The organism is Algibacter sp. AS12 (assembly GCF_046736315.1).
Lineage (GTDB): Bacteria > Bacteroidota > Bacteroidia > Flavobacteriales > Flavobacteriaceae > Algibacter_B > Algibacter_B amylolyticus.
On record NZ_CP151841.1, the window covers coordinates 3,831,595 to 3,852,823 of the forward strand.

At 32.4% G+C, this 21,229-nt stretch carries 20 protein-coding genes; 10 read left to right on the forward strand and 10 right to left on the reverse strand.

Annotation, left to right across the window (positions count from 1 at the left end):
- The first annotated feature begins 259 nt into the window (after positions 1-259).
- Both AAFN75_RS15645 and AAFN75_RS15650 read left to right on the forward strand, forming a co-directional pair.
- Positions 260-664 (forward strand): hypothetical protein, encoded by a 405-nt coding sequence (locus AAFN75_RS15645; RefSeq protein WP_411807235.1) that lies wholly within the window; start codon positions 260-262, stop codon positions 662-664.
- A 7-nt stretch (positions 665-671) separates the two neighbouring features.
- Positions 672-875, forward strand: coding sequence for a hypothetical protein (locus AAFN75_RS15650; RefSeq protein WP_411807237.1), 204 nt, complete (start codon positions 672-674; stop codon positions 873-875).
- Positions 876-1,331: 456 nt separating this feature from the next.
- Here AAFN75_RS15650 and AAFN75_RS15655 read toward each other — a convergent pair whose 3' ends face one another.
- The 6 genes from AAFN75_RS15655 to AAFN75_RS15680 all read right to left on the reverse strand — a co-directional run bounded on the left by AAFN75_RS15655 (position 1,332) and on the right by AAFN75_RS15680 (position 8,007).
- Positions 1,332-2,387 carry a serine hydrolase domain-containing protein gene (locus AAFN75_RS15655; RefSeq protein ID WP_411807238.1) on the reverse strand — a complete coding sequence of 352 codons (1,056 nt, stop codon included), beginning with the start codon at positions 2,385-2,387 and terminating at the stop codon, positions 1,332-1,334.
- Between the two features lie 308 nt (positions 2,388-2,695).
- Entirely contained in the window at positions 2,696-3,322 is a 627-nt protein-coding gene (locus AAFN75_RS15660; RefSeq protein WP_411807239.1) for an SDR family oxidoreductase, read from the reverse strand.
- Positions 3,323-3,466: 144 nt separating this feature from the next.
- A complete protein-coding gene (locus tag AAFN75_RS15665; RefSeq protein WP_411807240.1) occupies positions 3,467-4,066 on the reverse strand; it encodes a DUF6642 family protein in 600 nt (199 codons plus the stop codon).
- Positions 4,067-4,131: 65 nt separating this feature from the next.
- Positions 4,132-6,024 (reverse strand): monovalent cation:proton antiporter-2 (CPA2) family protein, encoded by a 1,893-nt coding sequence (locus AAFN75_RS15670; RefSeq protein WP_411807241.1) that lies wholly within the window; start codon positions 6,022-6,024, stop codon positions 4,132-4,134.
- Positions 6,025-6,027: 3 nt separating this feature from the next.
- On the reverse strand, positions 6,028-6,624 hold the full coding sequence (locus tag AAFN75_RS15675; protein ID WP_411807242.1) for an NAD(P)H-dependent oxidoreductase: 597 nt from the start codon (positions 6,622-6,624) through the stop codon (positions 6,028-6,030).
- A 375-nt stretch (positions 6,625-6,999) separates the two neighbouring features.
- Positions 7,000-8,007, reverse strand: a complete 1,008-nt coding sequence (locus AAFN75_RS15680) for a zinc-binding alcohol dehydrogenase family protein (protein ID WP_411807243.1) — start codon at positions 8,005-8,007, stop codon at positions 7,000-7,002.
- 252 nt (positions 8,008-8,259) lie between these two features.
- On the opposite strand from AAFN75_RS15680, the gene AAFN75_RS15685 reads away from it, so the two are divergent.
- From AAFN75_RS15685 to AAFN75_RS15720, 8 genes are all read left to right on the forward strand, one after another.
- Positions 8,260-8,610, forward strand: coding sequence for a winged helix-turn-helix transcriptional regulator (locus AAFN75_RS15685; RefSeq protein WP_411807244.1), 351 nt, complete (start codon positions 8,260-8,262; stop codon positions 8,608-8,610).
- Between the two features lie 138 nt (positions 8,611-8,748).
- Positions 8,749-9,534: a patatin-like phospholipase family protein gene (locus AAFN75_RS15690; protein WP_411807245.1), complete on the forward strand. Its 786-nt coding sequence runs from the start codon at positions 8,749-8,751 to the stop codon at positions 9,532-9,534.
- Between the two features lie 189 nt (positions 9,535-9,723).
- The gene (locus AAFN75_RS15695; RefSeq protein ID WP_411807246.1) at positions 9,724-10,308 is read left to right on the forward strand and encodes a TetR/AcrR family transcriptional regulator; all 585 of its coding nucleotides are present in this window, start codon (positions 9,724-9,726) and stop codon (positions 10,306-10,308) included.
- A gap of 1 nt (position 10,309) precedes the next feature.
- Positions 10,310-10,972, forward strand: a complete 663-nt coding sequence (locus tag AAFN75_RS15700) for an NAD(P)H-binding protein (protein ID WP_411807247.1) — start codon at positions 10,310-10,312, stop codon at positions 10,970-10,972.
- Between the two features lie 19 nt (positions 10,973-10,991).
- Positions 10,992-11,624, forward strand: a complete 633-nt coding sequence (locus AAFN75_RS15705; protein WP_411809289.1) for an NAD(P)H-dependent oxidoreductase — start codon at positions 10,992-10,994, stop codon at positions 11,622-11,624.
- A 12-nt stretch (positions 11,625-11,636) separates the two neighbouring features.
- Entirely contained in the window at positions 11,637-12,635 is a 999-nt protein-coding gene (locus tag AAFN75_RS15710; protein ID WP_411807248.1) for an NADP-dependent oxidoreductase, read from the forward strand.
- A 27-nt stretch (positions 12,636-12,662) separates the two neighbouring features.
- Positions 12,663-13,823 (forward strand): iron-containing alcohol dehydrogenase, encoded by a 1,161-nt coding sequence (locus tag AAFN75_RS15715; protein ID WP_411807249.1) that lies wholly within the window; start codon positions 12,663-12,665, stop codon positions 13,821-13,823.
- A gap of 8 nt (positions 13,824-13,831) precedes the next feature.
- Positions 13,832-14,638, forward strand: coding sequence for a type 1 glutamine amidotransferase domain-containing protein (locus AAFN75_RS15720; protein WP_411807250.1), 807 nt, complete (start codon positions 13,832-13,834; stop codon positions 14,636-14,638).
- 87 nt (positions 14,639-14,725) lie between these two features.
- Here AAFN75_RS15720 and AAFN75_RS15725 read toward each other — a convergent pair whose 3' ends face one another.
- From AAFN75_RS15725 to AAFN75_RS15740, 4 genes are all read right to left on the reverse strand, one after another.
- Positions 14,726-16,069, reverse strand: coding sequence for a sensor histidine kinase (locus tag AAFN75_RS15725; RefSeq protein ID WP_411807251.1), 1,344 nt, complete (start codon positions 16,067-16,069; stop codon positions 14,726-14,728).
- Between the two features lie 240 nt (positions 16,070-16,309).
- Entirely contained in the window at positions 16,310-16,984 is a 675-nt protein-coding gene (locus tag AAFN75_RS15730; RefSeq protein WP_411807252.1) for an NAD(P)H-dependent oxidoreductase, read from the reverse strand.
- 321 nt (positions 16,985-17,305) lie between these two features.
- Positions 17,306-18,601, reverse strand: a complete 1,296-nt coding sequence (locus tag AAFN75_RS15735) for a hypothetical protein (protein WP_411807253.1) — start codon at positions 18,599-18,601, stop codon at positions 17,306-17,308.
- A gap of 249 nt (positions 18,602-18,850) precedes the next feature.
- Positions 18,851-21,229, reverse strand: coding sequence for a hypothetical protein (locus tag AAFN75_RS15740; protein WP_411807254.1), 2,379 nt, complete (start codon positions 21,227-21,229; stop codon positions 18,851-18,853).

Below are 21,229 nucleotides of genomic sequence, written 5' to 3' on the forward strand. Positions count from 1 at the left end.
ACAACTTGAACTTTTAATTTTAGATGCAATAAGATGAAAGTCATGTTGTATATATAATTAAATTTTTGTTAATTGTATATAGTTTCTTAATTTAATACAATAAAATTCCATGCACAAAAATTATAGATTAATCTTATTACTAATAAGTTCTTTATTCCTTAGTGCATGTGTATCAAAAAAAATATACACAGACCTCGAAGCGAAACAAAAAGACATTCAAAACTTGTTAAATGTATCTACTTTAAAACTTAATTCTACTTTGAAAGCAAATGAAATATTAAATGAGACATACACTCTACCTGTACAACAAATTTCAGATGCAACACCATTTGATCAGAGTACTATAAATAAAAACAATATTATTTGTGATTATGAACAATTGATACGTGATAATTTTAAAGAATATCAGTTATACATAAATGATAAAAATGTTGAAGAAATTTGGTTTTATAATTATTTAAGTAGAATTAGAAATAATATTTTTGGTGGAGATGCTTATCTTTTAGAAATTTTTTCAATTGATTACTCTGACCCAGATAAAATTAAATGTACTGTGAAATATTTTGATTCGCTAGAAAAAAAAATAGGTATGCTTCAAGAAACAAATGAAAGAGGTCATGGAATAAATAAACTAAGAACTTTAATACAAAATTGTAATGGATGATAATAAAATGAGAAATAGATTAGCAACTATTTTGGTTCTTGGATTTTTGTTAATTATTGGTGTAGTAATAATTTATCCATTAATAGCTCAATTAACAGGGTATAATAGAAATTTAGAAACATGGATAACTTTTATAGATAAAACTGCTTCATTGTTTACTGGTATTATAGGTGTAATAATTGGTTATTATTTTGGTAATAATAAAAGTTAGCTGTTCACAAGCCTTTTAAATTCATAATAACCAACCCATTCCATACACATTCCCACTTCACTCCTATCGTCGCTTCGGGCAAAGCGTATTCCATTACATTTTTAAAGAAACATTTGAGAAGAAAAAAATAAAAGAAAATTTGAAATAACAACTTCGCTTTTACCAAAGCAAAGTTACATAACGCAGAACATTATAGTACAAATATAGTATATGAGTAAAACGGCGAATAGAACTTTTTCTGTTCTATTTTACATAGATGCAGATATAGCGCCTTTAGGTCTATATCGTCAGCATTTATGTAACAGCCGTTTTACGACCTAGTTTTCATTAATATTCGTAAGCTATAATGTAATATTATGTAAAATATCCCAGGAAGTCTTGTACACACAATAAACTGTAGTACTCGGGTCATTAAACATTTGTATGTATGATGACCTATTGCCCTAATTGTTTCACTTATAGACCTTTTGCTTTACGCAATATTTTAACAACGCGCGAATGTGTTATTTGTAGCAAGTTCCATTGGTAGCCTTCAAAATCGGTGGTGTTCATAAATTGAATAACCACGGCATCGATATCCTTGTGGTATTCTGCCATAGATTGATACCCAGGCACTAGTCCGCCATGATTAAACTCGTAAATAGAAGCATAGACTTCCATTTCTTTTTCATTAAGCAGAGTGCCATCATTTAAGGCTCTTAAAAAAACGCCTACATCTTGTGCAGTAGCTATCATACCTTGTTCAACCGTTTTAAAATCATCGTTGTAGCCCACATAATAACCACTCATTACGTCGTCTATGTTTTTTACTTCATCAAGAGAAGCAAACGTGTTTTTTAGACCAAGTGGTGTTAAAATCTCGCTTTTAAAATAGTCTTGACGAGGACCTCCAGTTACTTGCTCAATAATTCTAGACAGCAATAAATAATTGGTATTTGAATAGCCATAATCTGTATTGGGCTTAAAATTGGCTGGTAAATCGAGCGCATAGTTTAGTACATCTATGTTGGTGTTTGGTTGGTTTGCCCAAAACTCAGGGTTGTCTGTAAAATTAGGAATGCCACTTCTGTGCTGCACCATCATACGTAAGGTGATATCTTTTGCATATTCTATTCTTCTTACGAGTTCTGGAAAATAATCGGCTACTGTTTTATCTAATGATAAACGATTGGCATTTGCTAACTTAGTAATGGAAACGGCGACATATAGCTTGCTTATACTGGCTATTTTAAATAGGGCATCAGGTTTGGCTGGTATTTTTTCCTCTTTATTATGGTAGCCTGCTGTATAAAATGCTGGTGGTTTTCCGGCTTCGTCTACATACACAATAATACCATCAAACCCATAACTCAAGGTTTGGTCTACTTGCTCTTGCACCGTATCTGGCAGTGGTAATAGCCATGCTTTTACTAATATCCAAGGTACAAACCAAAGGGAAATTAAAGTTCCAACAAGTAATACTACTCTAAAAATTTGTTTCCCTAGCCTAGGTTTAGCTGTTGTTTTATTCATGATTTATATGCTAATAGGTTGTGTTGGTTTTTATTTATGAGTACAAATATATTTTTAATACAAACAAAACAATAATGTAAACAACTGAACTGTAATATATAAAGGATGAATTGTTTCTAGTTCCCTTAATTGGTTTGCAATATTTTAAAAAAATAAGTCCGACAAAAATATGACACTTCCCTCCTAGTTTATATAATACCTCAAGCGCATAGTCTCTTTCCAAAACACAAAAAAACACCCAAGATTAAAAATCTTGCGTGTTTTATATATTAACCTATTGGCTTTATGGTGTTTGCCAAAAACAATATTTAAAATTTTTCTAAGGCTTTACCTATTAAAGTGTCACCAGAAATAATCTCGAAGGTTTCCTTATTTGGTGCATCATCGTGTAACGTTCTCACTAAGGTTTGCGCCACATTATCGCGAGATATTTCTCCTTGCTCATTAAGTGATTTTGATAATTTAATTTTACCATCACCAACACTGTTGGTTAAACTTCCTGGTCTTACAATGGCATAATTTAAAGGAGACGATTTTAAATATTCATCGGCGTTATGTTTAGCTTTTAGGTAATCTTGAAGCTTATCGCTTTTTTCGGGTTGGTCTGCTCCCATCGAGCTTAGCATTACAAATTTGTTGATATTCCATTTTGATGCGGCATCAATCATTTTTATTGCACCATCTTGGTCGACTGCTTTTACATTATTACCTCCAGATCCGGCAGCAAAAATAACCTTATCCATATCTTTTGCTGTATGCGATACATCTTGCTCTAAATCGCCCATAACAGTTTTTACCTGATGTGCCTCAAACTCGGTTTGCTGCTGGTTATTTCTAACCATAGCTACAGGTTCGAAATACTGCGATGCTTTTAATAATTGAACTATTTTTTTTCCTGTGGTACCTGTGGCACCTACTACTAATACGTTTTCCATTTGTTTTTTTTTACAAGATGCCCATATTAGCCGTTAATGCTTGATGTATTTCAATAAAATGTTGACTCAAACGAATTTATTTGGTCTGCTCTGTAGGTTTTATAAGGGGTAAGTACATGTTGTAAAGCAAATGAAAGTCCTAAGCTAATAATACAACCTAAAATCTAGTAGTTTACACATTTTATAATGTCTTTGATGAAGTTCTTCAACCACATCCAACATATTATCGTCGTCGTTAAATAAATTAAAAAAAGCAATATCGAGATTTGAGCTAGTTATTCCGTTTGAAGCATAACCGTATCCCGAAATACCCCTTGCTCCTGTTATATCCAGAAAATACTGTGCTTCTTCTTCATCTAAATCTAAAACCTTGGCGTTCGAAAAATGTAAAATCTTGCCTTGTAATCGGCCTTCAAAGATTTCAGCAATTTCTTGTAAACTATAGTAATAATCATTTAAGCAAATACTATTGGCTTCACCTGTTATAACCAAATAAATGATTTCGTAGTCTTTAAAATTATGATCGCCTAAAACTAAGGCATTCAGGCTATCTTCTAAACCTTCAATAGTATCGCATGTTTTATAAATACTGGCTACACCATATTGCGAGGTTAATTGTGCTAATTTATGTTGTGCTTCGGTAGCGGTGTCTATTTCGACATCTTCAACCGCTTCTAAACAGTAAATAAAATAGTCTGTATTTATTAATTGATTTTGGGGTAATTGTTCTCTTTTTTCTAACAAATCTCAGAATTTATGAAAGGTGTTTAAAACACAAAATTAATGGAAAACTTTTATTCTTTTAGGAATTAATCTTTAGCATTTGGGTTTTTTAAGGCTTTTTTAATATGGTCGCTATCCCAATGATTATCATAATCGACTACACCTCGCTTGAAATCTTCATTTAAAAATTTTTCTTGTTGTTCTAGTTCTTTTTTAGCTTTAAAAATATAGTCGTCTTCTCGGTTAGGTTCAGAAGCTAAGCGTCTTAAACTATCTACATCATACTTAATAAAGTTTTGAACTTGTCTAGTTAGCGTGTATTTCCTGAAACCCATTTTGCTTAATACATCTTTAGCTAAAGTTAAGGACGTTTCTAAAGATTCTCTATAAATATTTTGATGGCCTAGGTTTAGTAACTCGTATGCATCATACCTGTTTTTAGTTCTAATCATAAGTTCTACATGCGGATATTTTTCCTTTACTATTTTACTAATAGCTTTTGAAACACTTAATTTATTAGTGGCACAAATAATGATTTTAGCTTCGGAAATGCCTGCTGATTCTAATAAATCGAGTCTCGTGGCATCTCCATAATAAACTTCAAAACCCATTTTACGCAAGAAATCTACACGATTAGAATCATGATCTAAAATAGTTGCTTCCACACCATGAGAGCGTAAAAAGCGACCAATAGTACTTCCAAAATGACCAAAACCAACCAATATTATTTTTTGCGATTTTGCAATGTGGTCCATAGGTCGTTTAATCGATTCTTTGGTACCTATTTTAGGAAGTATTAAACGTTCGTTAATCATACTAATTATTGGCGTTATGGACATGGAAAGTGCTGTGATTACAAGCATCATATCCATTTGTTCTTGTTCTAAAATATTGAGTCCGAAAGCGAAGGACAACAGTACAAAAGCGAATTCACCAATTTGTGCTAAACTGAAGGTTAGCAATAATTTTTGGTCTAGTTTTAATTTAAAAATATGTCCAGTTATAAATAACACGAGCGCTTTTAAAACAATAATAGCCAATAAAATACCACCTATAGTTAAAGGACTTTTAGCAATGACTATAAAGTTAATAGATGCCCCAACAGCCATAAAGAACAACCCTAAAAGTAGATTTTTAAAAGGTTCTAAGGTGCTCTCTAGTTCGTGCTTAAACTCACTGTTAGAAAGTACAACACCACCTAAAAAAGCACCTAAAGCAGGACTAATGCCAACATATTCCATTAAAAATGAAATACCAAATACAATTAATAAAGCAGCGGCGATAAGTAATTCGCGAACACCTGTTTTGGCCACTTTTCGTAACATAGGTACAATTAAATACCGACCAGCAACAATAATTAAAACTACCGATAAAATAATAGCCAAAGTTTGAAATCCCATGGGTAGGTTTTCCAATAAATTCGCATGCTCGCTGTGACTTTCGGCAGTCGTGTTTTGTTCCGAATTAGCTAACAACGGAATAAAACCCAACATGAAAATAACAATGATATCTTGAAACAATAATATGGAAAATGAAGACGTACCAAATGTGGTATCCATTAATCCTTTTTCCTTTATAGTTTGTAATGCAATAGCTGTGGATGATAGTGCGACAGCCATAGAAATGACTAAAGCCACTTTCCAATCGAAACCTAATGCAGCGAACAAAATGTATGAAAGTAGCATGGTGCCTCCTACTTGTATGCCACCCATGCCCACAATGGTTTTTCGCATGTTCCAGAAGTTTTTTGGCTCAATTTCTAGTCCGATTAAAAACAGCATTACAACCACACCAAATTCGGCAAAGTGTAATATATCTTGCCCTTCTTCGCCAATAAATCCTAATACATAAGGGCCAATTAAAACGCCAGCCAACAAATAGCCTATTACAGAACTTAAACCTAAACGTTTTGCAATAGAGACACAAATTATGGCTCCTGCTAAAAATACTATGGCTTCAAAAAGTATACTTCCACTCATAGTTTAGGTTGTTTTAAGTTGAGGAATATCGTTTAAAAATGATTTATTGTCAAAATCATTTACAGATAAATTAGCTTGTAGTAAATCGATTAATTTTCCGTAGTTATTTTTATAACGGTTTAAATCTTCATCAGTTAATGTGTATGTTCCCATTACTGCAAAAGGTGGAAAATAAGTCATACCACACAAAATGGCAGTTTGTTCAAAAGGTCTTAAAAACTGTCTTACAGTAAAGCTGTTATAACCTTCGGAGCAATACACTTCTCGTGAACCTCCTGTTGTTATAACATTGAAACATATTTTATTTTGTAATGCCTTACCACTTGGTCCGTAAGCCCAATTGAACTCTAATACCATGTCCATCCATTGTTTCATTATTGGCGGACAACTATACCAGTAAAATGGATGATGCCAGATGATAATATCATGCTGACTTAGTAATTCTTTTTCTCTAGGGACATCGATATGAAAATCTGGATATTCCTCATACAAATCATGAATAGTAACATTATCTTTATCCGTAATATGATTAATTAAAGCTTGGTTTACTCTAGATTTTTCAAATTTAGGATGCGAAAACAGAACGAGTATATTTTTCATCTGACAAATTTAACCCTAAATAATGGCTTAAAATATACCTAATTTGAAGAAACTTGTTAAAAATGACAAACTAAATACCCCAATTAGCTAATAATTTATTGGTGGTCTATAATAAGTTTCTGATTTTCTCAGCATCATAAACTGTTAATTGTGCATTTACTGTATTCCATACAAACATTACTGTTACTGCTAATGCAGCTATAATGGATTTAAAATTCAATTTTTAAATGATTTTTTTGTCAGTTCGAGTGAAATTCTTTTTCAGAATTTTGTATCGAGAACCATTAGAGTTAATAAACTTATCGATACTAGTTTCTCATGCCTCAAAATTAACTCGAAGTGACAATTCTTATAATGTTTTACTTCATGAAAAGATTAAAATCCTTCTAAAACAATTTTACCTTTTGCTTTTCCTGTTTCTAAAAACGCATGTGCTTTACGAAGGTTTTCTGCATTAATGATTCCGAAATTTTCACCTAAAGTGGTTTTAATCGTTCCGTTGTCAATTAAACTAGAGATTTCATTTAAGATGTTATGTTGCTCCATCATATCGTCCGTTTGAAACATAGAACGTGTAAACATAAATTCGATATGCGTAGAAACTGCTTTTGCCTTAAAAGGCATCACGTTAAAGGATTTTGGATCGTCAATAAAACCAAATCTTCCTTGTGGTTTTATCACTTTTACAATCTCATCGGCGTGTTGTTCTGTGGCATTTAAACTCACAATATAATCTGGTTCAGGAAGATCATATTTTTCCAATTCGTCACTTAATTTATTTCTATGATTTATAACCGAATCGGCACCCAACTCTTTTAACCATGCTGTAGTTTCTTCGCGAGAAGCCGTACCAATAATATTTAGTTTTGTTAACTTTTTAGCCAATTGCACTAAAATAGAACCAACACCTCCTGCAGCACCAATTACTAAAATGGATTTGTGAGCATCATCGGTTACTACTTGTAATCTATCAAACAACAATTCATAAGCTGTTAGCGACGTTAAAGGCAATGCAGCAGCTTCTGGAAATGATAAACTTGATGGTTTTTTACCTACAATACGTTCATCTACAACTTGATACTGTGCATAACTTCCTTGACGGGTAAAATCACCTGCATACCAAACCTCGTCTCCTACTTTAAACAGGGAAACATCTTCACCCACTTCTTTAACTATTCCAGAAGCATCCCATCCAATAACTTTCCAATCGTCTCCTTCTATTGGCATTCCTGCGCGTACTTTATAATCGGCTGGATTTACAGAAATAGCTTTAATTTCTACTAAAACATCTCTTCCTGTTGCTTTTGGTGTTTTTAATTCTATGTCTTGTAATGAGTTTTTATCTTCTATTGGAAGGTTCTCTTTATATCCTATTGCTTTCATTTTTTATGTTTTAAAATTAAAATCTATTCTAAATTTATTATACTATATTTTTTATAGTGACAAAAGTAAATATAGTTATTAATACTCACAATAATGGTCAAAAATGATAGTACTATTTTAAACCCACAACTTTCTGGAAATCAAATTATTAATCAAAATAAAAAATACTATAAAAAGTATAGTTGTATAATTTAATATAGTATTATATATTTGTACCCTATAATTAAGAATTTTATTATTTATAAATATATTATGTATCATTTTAAAGGAAAAGAATATCCATGTTGTGCTAGTTTAACCATGGGAATAATTGGAGGTAAATGGAAAACTGTTATTTTATTTCATTTAATAGATGGAACACTTCGATACAATGAATTAAGAAAAGAAATGCCTACCGTTACCGAACGTACTTTAAGCTTACAGTTAAAAACTTTGGAAGAAGATGGGATTGTTAAAAGAAAAGTATATACCTCTAAACCGCCCTTAAAAGTGGAATATTCGTTAACCGATTTTGGAAAAACTTTAATTCCTTTAATTAAATCTATTGCAGATTGGGGCGTTTACGTAGTTACCGAAAAGGAGGGCGTTGTGCTTAAAGATTAGGTTTTATTTAAAATGCTTCACTTGTATTAACATACGTTCATGCAGCTTAAGGTTATACTTCATTTTTAAATAATATAATTTAGTATATCATTCCTATTTATAGCAAGAATTAACGAGATTTATGTATATTTTTGTTTCATGATTAAATTAAGTGATTTATCTAATAAAACTATTGGTTTAGTGCTTTCTGGTGGTGGTGTTAAAGGCGTTGCACATGTTGGAGTAATTAAAGCTTTATTAGAACACGGTATTGTTCCAGACATTGTTTCTGGCGCAAGTGCTGGTGCTGTTGTTGGTGCGCTTTATGCCAATGGAATACAGCCTGAGGATATGCTTCACTTCTTTAAGGAAACACCTTTATTAAAATACAACTTACTTACTATAAATAAACCTGGGTTATTTGATACCAATAAATATTTGGTATTCTTTGAAAAATATTTCCCAATTAATTCCTTCGAATCGTTAGAAAAGCAACTATATATAGTAGCTACAAACTTGCAAAGCGGAGAATCAGAATTTTTTAGCAAAGGCGAATTACTAAATACGGTTTTGGCCTCGTCTGCCTTACCTCCTGTTTTTAGTCCTGTGCCCATTAATGGACAATTATATGCCGATGGTGGCATTATGAATAATTTTCCGGTTGATCCCTTAATTGATACTACAGAGTTTATTATTGGATCCTACACGACAGCTATGAAAGTTGTTGGCGAAAATGAACTTAAAAATTCTTTTCAGTTATCGCAACGGGCTAATCTTTTAATGCTTCACTCTAACGTTCGACATAAGTTAAGTATTCCCGATTTATTATTTACTCCAAATCACTTAGATGTTATTGGAGTTTTAGATAAAAAAGGTATTGAAAAAGCCTATATTATTGGTTATGATTATGCGTCTGGTTTGTTGGAAGAAACGTTATCAAGTTAGACACCAAATTTTCAACTTCCATATTCGAAACCTGTTATTATTTCCTATTAAGAGGACCAATTACACAATCGTGGTGATTGTGATAATAATATGTAAAATATTTATAAAACATTAACGCTTTATAAATCTTTGTTAAAAAAAAGAATGAACGTTCACTTTTTTATATCTTTGTATAAGAATTAGAAAGAAATGGCAAAACTTCAAAAAAGTATAGATAAACGTAATGCATTGGTTAAAGCAACTATAGAACTAGTAAACAACAATGGTTTCCATGCTACGCCTATGAGTAAAATTGCTAAAATGGCCAATGTATCGCCAGCAACTATATACCTGTATTTTGAGAACAAACAAGATTTAGTAAATCAAACTTATATTGATGTAAAAGCAGAATACACCAAATATGCTTTTAACGATTTTGATACCACATTATCTGTTGAAGCTGGTTTTGAACACATCTGGAAACGTATTGCAGATTTTAAACTAAAAGAATCTGAACATGCTATGTTTTTAGCCCAATGTGATAATACACCAATGATTGATGAACCTAGTAGACAAGAAGGCATAAAACACTTACAACCTCTACTCGACCTTTGGGAACGCGGAAAAAAGGAAGGCATAATTAAACCTTTATCCAATTATTTATTGTACGCCTATTCCATAAATCCATTATCATTTTTAATGATTAACCAAAAGCGTGGTGCATTTCAATTAGACAAAACACATTTAGAAGAGGCCTTTCAATCTGCTTGGAGCAGTATAAAAGTTTGTAAATAACATGAAAAAAACTGCAATTATTTTGGGTGCAACAGGATTAACTGGAGGCATTTTACTTGAAAAATTAATAGCGAATGATAGATACCTAAGCATCAAACTATTTTCACGTTCTAAAATAGAAGGTTTACCAAATAAAGTGACACAGTTTATAGGTAACCTATTAAATCTAGAGCAATTTAATGCCGTTTTTACTGCAGATGAAGTATACTGTTGCATTGGAACAACTAAAGCAAAAACACCCGATAAAGACCATTATAAAGAAATAGATTATGGCATTCCTGTTACAGCTGCAAAGCTTTCAAAGGAAAATAATATTGAAACTTTTTTGGTAGTTTCTGCCTTAGGAGCAAACTTAAATAGCTCGGTGTTTTATAATAAAACAAAAGGCGAAATGGAACGTGATGTTCAAAAACAAAATATTAGAAACACGTTTATTTTAAGACCTTCATTAATTGGTGGAGAGCGCAATGAAAGACGAACACTAGAGAAAATAGGATTAACCATTTTTAAAGTGATTCAGCCTTTATTTAAAGGTAAATTAGAGCAATATAAAATCACAGAACCAAACAATATTGCTCAAGCCATGATAAATTTGGCTAACAGTACAAGTCATGCCGAAGTCATTATTACTTCAACCGAAATTAAAAGAATTACAAAAAACTAAAATAGAAAAATTGAAAACTATGGATTTATTAGATCAGTTAAATTGGAGATACGCTACAAAAGCAATGAATGGTGAAAAAGTAGCCGAAGATAAAGTACAACGTATTTTAGAAGCGGCACGTTTAGCGCCAACTTCAAGTGGTTTACAACCTTTCGAAATTATTGTTATTAAAAATCAGGATATTAAAGAAAAAATTAAACCAGTAGCTTGGAACCAATCTGTAATTACAGACTGCTCTCACCTACTTGTTTTTGCTGCTTGGGACACTTATACTGCAGATAGAATTAACTATATGTTCGATTTAACAAACAAAATTCGTGGATTTGAAAACGAAGGATGGGAAAACTACCGCCAAATGTTATTGAGTTCTTATCCGCAAAAGGACGCCGAAGAAAACTTTAATCATGCTGCAAAACAAGCATACATTGCATTAGGAACTGCAATGGTTGCTGCTGCAGAATTAAAAGTAGATAGTACGCCTATGGAAGGCTTTAGTGCAGATGCTGTGGACGAGATTTTAGGACTACGAGAAAAAGGATTACGTAGCACCATGTTTTTAACATTAGGATACAGAAAAGAAGATGAAGATTGGTTATCAGGTCTTGTAAAGGTTAGAAAACCTATGGAAGATTTTATAACTGTAATAGAGTAAAAAAAAATAACTATGAGAAAGACAATTTTATTAAATAATAGACCACAAGGGAAACCTACAGTATCAAATTTTGAATTTGTTACTGAAGATTCTGAACTTAAAATTTCTGAAGGCCAAATGCTTTTAGAAGCCGCTTACGTATCTGTAGACCCTTATTTAAGAGGACGAATGAGCGATGCAAAATCTTATATTCCGCCTTTCGAGTTAAATAAACCGGTGCACTCTGGTGTTGTAGCAAAAGTAGTCGCTTCAAAAAATGAAAAATTTAAAGAAGGCGATTATGTTTCTGGTATGCTAAATTGGTCGACACAACAAATCTCAAATGGTGAAAGTTTAAATAAAGTAGACGGTTCTAAAGCGCCTTTAAGCACATACTTAGGTGTTTTAGGAATGACAGGATTAACCGCTTATTTAGGTTTAAACGAAATAGGAAATCCACAAGCAGGAGAAACTATTGTAGTTTCTGGAGCTGCAGGTGCTGTTGGTAGTGTTGTTGGGCAAATAGCAAAAATACTAGGGCTTAAAGTAATTGGAATTGCTGGAACAGATGAGAAAATTGACATGCTAAAAGACAAATTTGGGTTTGATGTAGGTATCAATTATAACACTAGTAAAGACATTAATACTGACCTTAAAAAATTAGCACCAAATGGTGTTGATATTTATTTCGATAATGTTGGCGGACCTATTTCTGATGCTGTATTATTTAATATTAACCGTTTTGCGCGTATTATAATATGTGGTGCTATTTCTGTTTATAATGAAACCGAATTACCTACCAGCTTAAGTGTACAGCCGTTTTTAGTTAAAAACAGCGCCTTAATGCAAGGTTTTATTGTATCTAATTATGCTGAAAAATTTCCAGAAGCTATTCAGAAATTAGCAGGTTGGCTATCCGAAGGAAAACTAAAATACACCGAAACTATTGTTGAAGGTTTTGATAATATTCCAAATGCTTTTATCGATTTATTTGAAGGTAAAAACAAAGGGAAAATGATAGTTAAAATTTAGATTTTAATAATTAAAAAGAAAAAGAAGATGAACAATTTTGAATTAAAAAACCCTACCAAAATTATTTTTGGAAAGGACACTATAGAAAAAGTAAAAGAAGAAATCCCTCAAGATGCTAAAGTATTATTGCTTTATGGTGGCGGAAGTATTAAGAAAAATGGTATTTACAACCAAGTTAAAACAGCTTTAGCAAAGGTAGATGTAACTGAGTTTGGAGGTATTCCTGCAAACCCTGAATACGCGACTTTAATGGAAGCGTTACAGGTTATAAAAGATAAAAACATAACGTATTTATTAGCTGTTGGTGGTGGTTCTGTAATTGATGGAACTAAATTTTTATCTGCAGCAGCAGTTTACGATGGCGACACACCTTGGGACATTTTAACTAAAAATATTAGAACAGAAAAAGGGATGCCTTTTGGTACTGTTTTAACTTTACCGGCAACAGGATCTGAAATGAATTCTGGAGCGGTTATTTCAAGAGCAGAAACTAAAGAAAAGCTTGCTATGGGTGGACCTGGTTTATTTCCTGAGTTTTCTATTTTAGATCCTCAAGTAATTACATCAATCCCTAAACGTCAATTGGCAAACGGCATAACAGATGCTTTTACACATGTTTTAGAGCAATACATGACGTATCCAATTGGTGCATTGTTACAAGATCGTTTTGCAGAAAGTATTTTACAAACTTTAGTGGAAATAGCGCCAACGGTTATTAAGGATCCAACGGACTACAAAGCGGCATCAAACTTTATGTGGAGTTGTACTATGGCTTTAAACGGATTAATCCAAAAAGGAGTTCCTGGAGATTGGGCTGTCCATGCTATAGGCCACGAACTAACAGCTTTATTTGGTATCGATCATGCACGTACTTTAGCTGTAATTGCTCCTAGCCATTACAAGTTTAATTTTGAAGCTAAAAAAGAAAAATTAGCACAATATGGTGAACGTGTTTGGAATATTACCGAAGGTAGTACAGACGATAAAGCATATGCTGCTATTGAAAAAACAGTAGGCTTTTTCCATGAATTAGGAATCGATACAAAACTATCGGATTACACTAAAGACTATGAAGGAACTGCTGAAGAAATTTCAAAGAGATTTACAGATCGCGGATGGTCAGGTTTAGGAGAACACCAATCTTTATCGCCAGACAAAGTTGAAAAAATAGTAAAAATGGCATATTAGTTTTAAAAATGAAGATTTTAAAAACAATAGCCTTAACGCTTACAATCGTTACAGCTTCTAGTTGTAAAGACACAAAAAGCGCAATACCTTCTGAAAACGTTTCAGAAGAAAAAACAGAATTAAAAAAAGAAAAAGATATGAAAGTATTATTTGTATTAACATCTCACGATAAACTAGGAGATACAGGAAAAAAAACAGGTTTTTGGGTTGAAGAATTTGCAAACCCGTATTACACATTATTAGATAAAGGGGTAGATATTACAATTGCTACACCAAACGGAGGTGCTGCTCCAATAGATCCAAGTAGCGACTCACCAGATGCTGCAACCGAAGCTACAGAACGTTTTGATAAAGACGATGCTGCTAAGGCCAAAATTGCAAACACAAACAAATTATCTGATATGAATGTTGATGATTTTGATGCTGTATTTTACCCTGGGGGTCACGGACCTTTATGGGATTTAGCTAATGATGCAACTTCAATTGCTTTAATTGAAAAATTTAACACTCAAGAAAAGCCAGTTGCCTTTGTATGTCACGCTCCTGCTGCCTTAAAAGGTGTTAAGAACACCGATGGAACACCTTTAGTTAAAGGTAAAAAAGTGACAGGGTTTACAAACAGCGAAGAAGCTGCTGTAGGTTTAACAGATGTGGTACCATTTTTAGTTGAAGATATGCTTCAAGAAAACGGAGGCATCTACTCTAAAAAAGAAGATTGGGCGGCTTACGCTATTCAAGACGGTAATTTAATTACTGGACAAAATCCGGCGTCATCAGAGTTAGTTGCAGAAAAATTACTTGAAGCTCTAAAATAAGCTAAGTATAATATGTAATAAAAAAGGTTATCCAATTTGGATAACCTTTTTATTTTCTGCGCCTTAATCTTATTTAAAAAAGTATAATTAGTCGTTTTTAAAAATGGTAAAGTAAAACGTAGAACCTACACCCTCTTTACTCTCAACCCAAATAGTACCCTTGTAATAACTTACTATCTTTTTAACAATGGATAGTCCAATTCCGGAAGACGATCCTGTACTTTCTAATTTCGTAAAGACTTTAAATATTTTATCAAAATAATTGGTGTTAATTCCCATACCATTGTCTTTCACGAAAAACTCGTAGTTTTCATCCTTTTCAACAAAACCTACTTCTACAAAGCCACTATCTTTATCGCAATATTTTACAGCATTCTGAATTAAGTTTTGAAAGACTTGCTTAAATCTCCAAGTATTTCCAAATACACTTGGTAAATCGTCTTGAATACTAATTTTAATATGTTCTGGTATTAACATGGTTTGTAATATCTCATTTATAATTAAGTTAAAATCTACTAGTTTATCCTCCTGTTCTAGTTTATCAATGGTAGAATAGTCTAAAATGCCTTTTATTAAAAAATCCATTTTTTCCACATTAAACAACACTTGTTCCAAAGGTTTAAAGGCCGTTTTATCTAAAACGTCTTTGTTATCACTCATAAACCAACTCACTAATGTGTGAATATTAATTAATGGCGCTTTCAAATCATGCGATACAACATGTGCATATTCATTAAGTTCTTCGTTTTGAATAGACAAGCTATTTAATAATTCTTCCTTTTTCTTTTCTTGTGCTTTTATTCGAGCTTCATATTCCTTCTTCTGAATAACATTAACAAGCATATTCGCGTAAACAAAAAGAATGTCCTGCTCGTTTTCAGAATAACTATTTAGCTTTTTAACCGAATCGAAACCAATAAAACCAATTAATTCGTTATTTTTAATTTTAGGAATGGTAATTAAGCTTTTTATACCTTGAGGCTCTAAAATGGCTCGTAAACCAAACTCGCCATCTTCCTCTAAAAGGCTTACATCTTCTACATAAAAGGCTTCCCCTTTTTTATGAGACTCTAACCAATGTGTTATATAATCTAGAGGTATATTCTGTAAGTTATCTATTTCAGGTTCTATATCACTAGCACACCATTCGTAAGTATTAGAACATGTATTGTTTACAAAATCGTAAGAAAAGATATAACTTCTATCAGATTGGACAAACTCCCCTATTTGTTGTAATGATTCGCGAATTAATTTATCAATATCTGATAAATCTGAATTAATATACTTTGTAGAAATACTAATTAATAAGTCTTGAAAACGTAAATGCCTTTCTATAATTTTATCTTTCTCTAATTGCTTTGAATCTAAATTATTAGCGTTTTGGGTTGGTTCTGAACTTTTACTGTCAGTGTTTAGATTATCTTTTTGCATTCGACTATTTACATTTTAATAAAATGAGCTTATTTGCTGATAACGAATATAATATTTACATTTTTAATAGGAAAATGAAATGGTTTTAATTCATCGTAATATATTAGCCTAATAACTTATGCAAATATTTTAGTTTTTAATAAAGTTAAAGCCATATGCTACTTTGATTATATATTAAATGAAAAAAGCCACTTAGTAGTGGCTTCTTAATTTTATAAATGCATGTTAATAGGTTAATCCTTATTTCCAGGTAACAATATCTTCAAAATTTCTTCTAGATTTTGCATGTGGTGGATCTTCTTTTCTGTAACCAAAAGCCACCATAAAAGATAATCCATATTTATCGGTATCCACACCAAATTTTTCTTTTAATAACGCTTCTGCTTTTTCTTGATGAAATCCTTCAATAGGACAACTATCAATACCTACTAATGCGGCCGATGTCATCATATTACCCAAAGCAATATAAGTTTGCTTTGAAGACCAATCGAATAATTTTTTATCCGTATCTAAATCGAAATCATTCTCTTGAAATTCTCTATAAAATTTTGAATACATTTCAATAACATCTTCCGGTAATTGTTTTACATCTTTCATCATGTGCATAATATATTCAGAATCATGCTTTACCATAGGTGCCTTCATACTTAAGCCTAATACAAAATGACTTGCCGTATCCAACTTTAAAGGTGCTCCCCAAGCTACAGGTTTTAATAATTCGCGTAATTCTTGATCTTGAACTACAATAAAATGCCAAGGCTCGAAACCAAAACTACTTGGCGATAAATTAGCTGTTTTTAATATGAAATTAATGTCTTTGTCTGAAATCTTTTTACTAGAATCAAATTCTTTCGTTGCATATCTGTATTCAAATGCATGTAAAATGTCTTCTGTTTGGATATTTGGTGTACTCATTATTCTATTACTTTTTAATTGAGTTTTTTTATACTATAACTTTTATAGTGACAAAAGTATATATAGTATTTAAATCTTGCAATAACGGTCAAAAGTGATAGTATAAAATAATTTAGTAAAACACTAATTACCAGCCAACTAAAAGTCAAAAATAAACCATAAAAAGTATAGCTATATACCTTTAGGATATATTACTAACTTAACAAATTGCTGATTGGGAACTTTTAAAGAGATTATCAAAGGGATTTTAAATAAGTACATTAAAAAATGACATATCTATTTATAAAACAGATATGTCATTTTGTTATTTAATTGATGATTCTAGTCTTCATCATCTAATTGCTCATCAACAGGGCAGCAACGGTATTCCTGAGATTTTTCTAGTAGTTCTACTTGTTTCTCCAACAATTTATTTCGAAGTTTTTTATGTTCAAGATCTAGCTTTATATCTTCCATTAAGCTCTCTTCACAAACATTACAATTATCCAAACAGCCTTTTACTACAACACCTGCCGTAGGAATAGAGGTTGTATATTCAAAAGAAAATTCGGCAATGGTTTGTTCTGTAGCTCCACCATCTTTGGTTAATATATTTGCTTCTATCAAGTTATTTTTAACGTTTTCTAATGCTTTTACGCGAACGGTTTCCGATAACGGTTGAACAACACTATATCTTGAGTTAGATGCTACATATGCAGCCGAATAACGTAAGTTATTATCGTTGTTAATGGCTTTTATTTCTTTAATTTTTTCAGGTAGTTTACTTGAGGTTGCTAAAACTGCTGTTGGCACCACAGAGAGTTTTGCATTTGTTAAAATTGGCTTATTTACCACGCTACTAGGTGTTGCCTGATCAATAACACGGGTTTTAATAGTTTTGATACTTACTTTTGTAGTTTGCTGTTTATCTACTTGATAAAACAAGTAACTTACCGAATGGCATCTATTTTCATTATAGAAGGTTCTGCTGCTACTTTCCACATGGCTTTCGCTTTCACCTTCGGCATGGGTTTTAGTAGATACTTCTCCTACCTGAATAGCGCTCGATTCTCGAGTCATTTGTATGGATTTGTTATGGCTAGCCTCGGCATGAATGCTTAATTCGCGCATAAAATCTTTAGTTGAAGAGGCATCAAAACTCCCGGAAATTGTTGCAGAAGGACCATTTACTATAGTTCCAAGAATACCACTTGTAGACGCGTCTGTACTAGCGCTTCCACTATTAGATGTACTGGAATTAATATCTTCACGACTATTTAAATCGGACATGAATTTCTCGTACGAGTCTAAATAGAATTGTTCTTCGGCAGATTGCTCATGTCTGTAAGATAATTGAGTTTCGCTATCAAAAGAAAATCTAGATCGACGGTCTTGTGTATACAAGCGCACTTTTTCTCCTGGCAATAAGGTTGTACTGTATACTAGGTTTCCTAATTGCAAGGGGCCAGTACATCTTTCTACCCTTACGTGAAGTGCTACTTCAACGGGTACTCTTTGTGATTGGTTGTCCATTTTAACATCGGTGTAATGAGTTAAACGGTACACAAAATCTAAATAATCACATGTTTTGCCGTCCGGTAATTCAGGACAACAAGCATTCTTGTTTTCAACATTCATAATAAAAGGTTTAAAAATTAGGCTGCATTAACTGGCTGGTTAATGAAATATCGTACGTGGCAGCTTTATAGCACGCTAATATTTATTAACTAATAATCATGTCAGAGTACAAATGTAGAGAGTAGCATAAGCGAAGTCAAGAGGAAATCCATCCTTTTAATAAGGGAAATTCCTTATAATTTTACAGGGTTTTTCCTGATTTCGAAAATGAAGTTAATTAATAGTTTGTTATATAAAAATGATACGCAATTACTCAAACTTTAATAGGTTATCTAGTTTTACTATAACCTCTGTAGAATCCTTCAACCGTTCTTCTAATGATCTAACAGCATCTATACTTAAATATCTACCTAGCGGTATTAAAGGTTTAAATAATGTATCATTTCCAGGATTCGGTAAGGCTGTTCGCTTTGATTCTATACGATAACAGTCCGGGTGGGCGTTAATAAACTCATCGGCGTGAGCAAATATAGCATTAACGGCCATTTGCGCTGGCGTAGTAAACTGGCTGTAATAATCTACCTCTTCTTTTTTTTCGTTTTCTGCTTCGCTATTATTAGTAATTACAAGATGTTTAATTTTGTATTTCCCTTGTAAAAGCGAATCCTTTGTTAAGCCTTTTATTAGTGCCGCTTCCAGGTAATTGGTAACGGTTCCTCCAATATTATCGTAATAGCCGCCATCGCCAAATTGCCCAATGCCAGAAACACGACCATTAGGGCTTAAATAAGGAAATCTTGCGGTTAATAACATGGCTGCCGATCGTTTTATCATTTTTGAGCTATCATTCTTTTTTACATATTCTGAGAGCAGATCGTTAAATCCCGACTCGCGAGGTTCAGTGGTATTAAACTTAACCGGACTCATAAGGTATAATTGCCCACTTTGCACATGGGTGGTTGTAGTAACCATTATAGGAGGAGTAAATGTATCCCCTTTTTTAGGCATAATGTCTAAATACGGTCTTTTTAGTAAACCCACATTAAACAAGGAATCGAAAGTTGCTTCCCATTCGGTTTCTGTTATTTTTCCTCGGTCTCGATAAAAGTTTAAGTGAAGAATACTTGCCACGATATCTCTACCTAAAAGTCCTGCAACGGACGAAGAAATATAATCTTTTTGATAAAACACACTTGCTTTATAATAAAAATCATTTTCATTTAAAATACTATCACTTTCTTGAGCTAAAAATAGATTTTTCTTGTAGCGGTCTTTATTGGCATACGCCTGAATATAAAACATATTACTACCAACACTACCTCCAGAAGCACCTGTTATAGAAAACAGATGTTTCTTAAAATAATTTTCATTTTTGCCATACAAATAACTGTGTACCAAAAAAGCCCAAAGACCTGCTCTTGAACCTCCGCCTTCTGCCGAAACTAAAACAATAGGAAATGGCGCTTTATTAGTAGCGTTTAAAATGTCTTGTCTTCGCTCTAAAATGTATTTATCCACGTAGGCTTCAAGGCTTAAACGACTGTCTGGATGAATGTTTTCTGAAACTACTGTACTAACTTCATAATGTGTAAAACAATTGCTTTTTGCAACAAAAACCGTCATTAAAATAGAGCCAAAAAACACGAGTGTTAAAATGGGCCATTTCTTTCTTTTACCATATAAATTTAGTCCTAAAAAAATGGTGTACTGCCCAATAATGCACACCATTATTATAACCATTGGTGTTAAGTATTTTAAATAATGTAATTCCGGATCAATAAGCATTATAATATACATTAGTACCATACTAAATGTAAAAATATAGGCCAATGGAATACCATAGTTTTCCTTAAACCAAAGAATTTTTTCGTTATACGAAATACTAAAAACGAAAAACAACACACTTAAACACCCCATAGACCAGAACAAATTTTTAATATCTTGTTTGGTACCTCCTGTGTTTACAAAACCTAGTATTAAAATTATAGCAAAGGCAATGGCTACAATAATTATGGGAAGCCACTTTCTGTTCGATTTCCATTTTAAAATGCCTTTTAAGAACATGCCGAGTCTTGGGTTTGTAATTGCAACTAAAAAAAGGGTTAACAATAAAAAGAAATACTTAAATGTTATATACTCGCCAAACAAGTGGTAGTAGGTGTTTTCTACTGAAAAGGTAATGCTTAAAATCATAAAAATACCTAGTATTTTGGTATACATTCTTTCCACATAAATTTTAGGATCTTCGGTCGACTCATCAATGATTTTAGTGTCAATTTGACCACTAGGTTTTGTTGAAACATTGCTTTTTTCAATGCTTATTTCTTTGGAATCTTTAGGGTTAATGGCTTTAACAACTTTACTGCGTAGCTTAATGTCTTTAGTTGCTATGCTGCCATCAGCTTCAGCTTTAAAACTCTTTTTAACCGATTCAATTTTAATTAAATTCCCGTAACTAATAAGTAAGCCCATTACTAATATGGACGTATAAAAAATAGGCATAACTATAAAATCGTTATGGTCTTGTAGTTGAATAATTACTATGGTGAGATCACTTAAATGAGGCATTCTAAAAATGACAAATAGAACAAAAACAAATACTAAAGGAAATGCATGTTTTATAATGGCTTGTATTAAGTATTTAAGCCATTGGGAAAAACTTGTTTTATTTTTATGATTAGTTTCCAT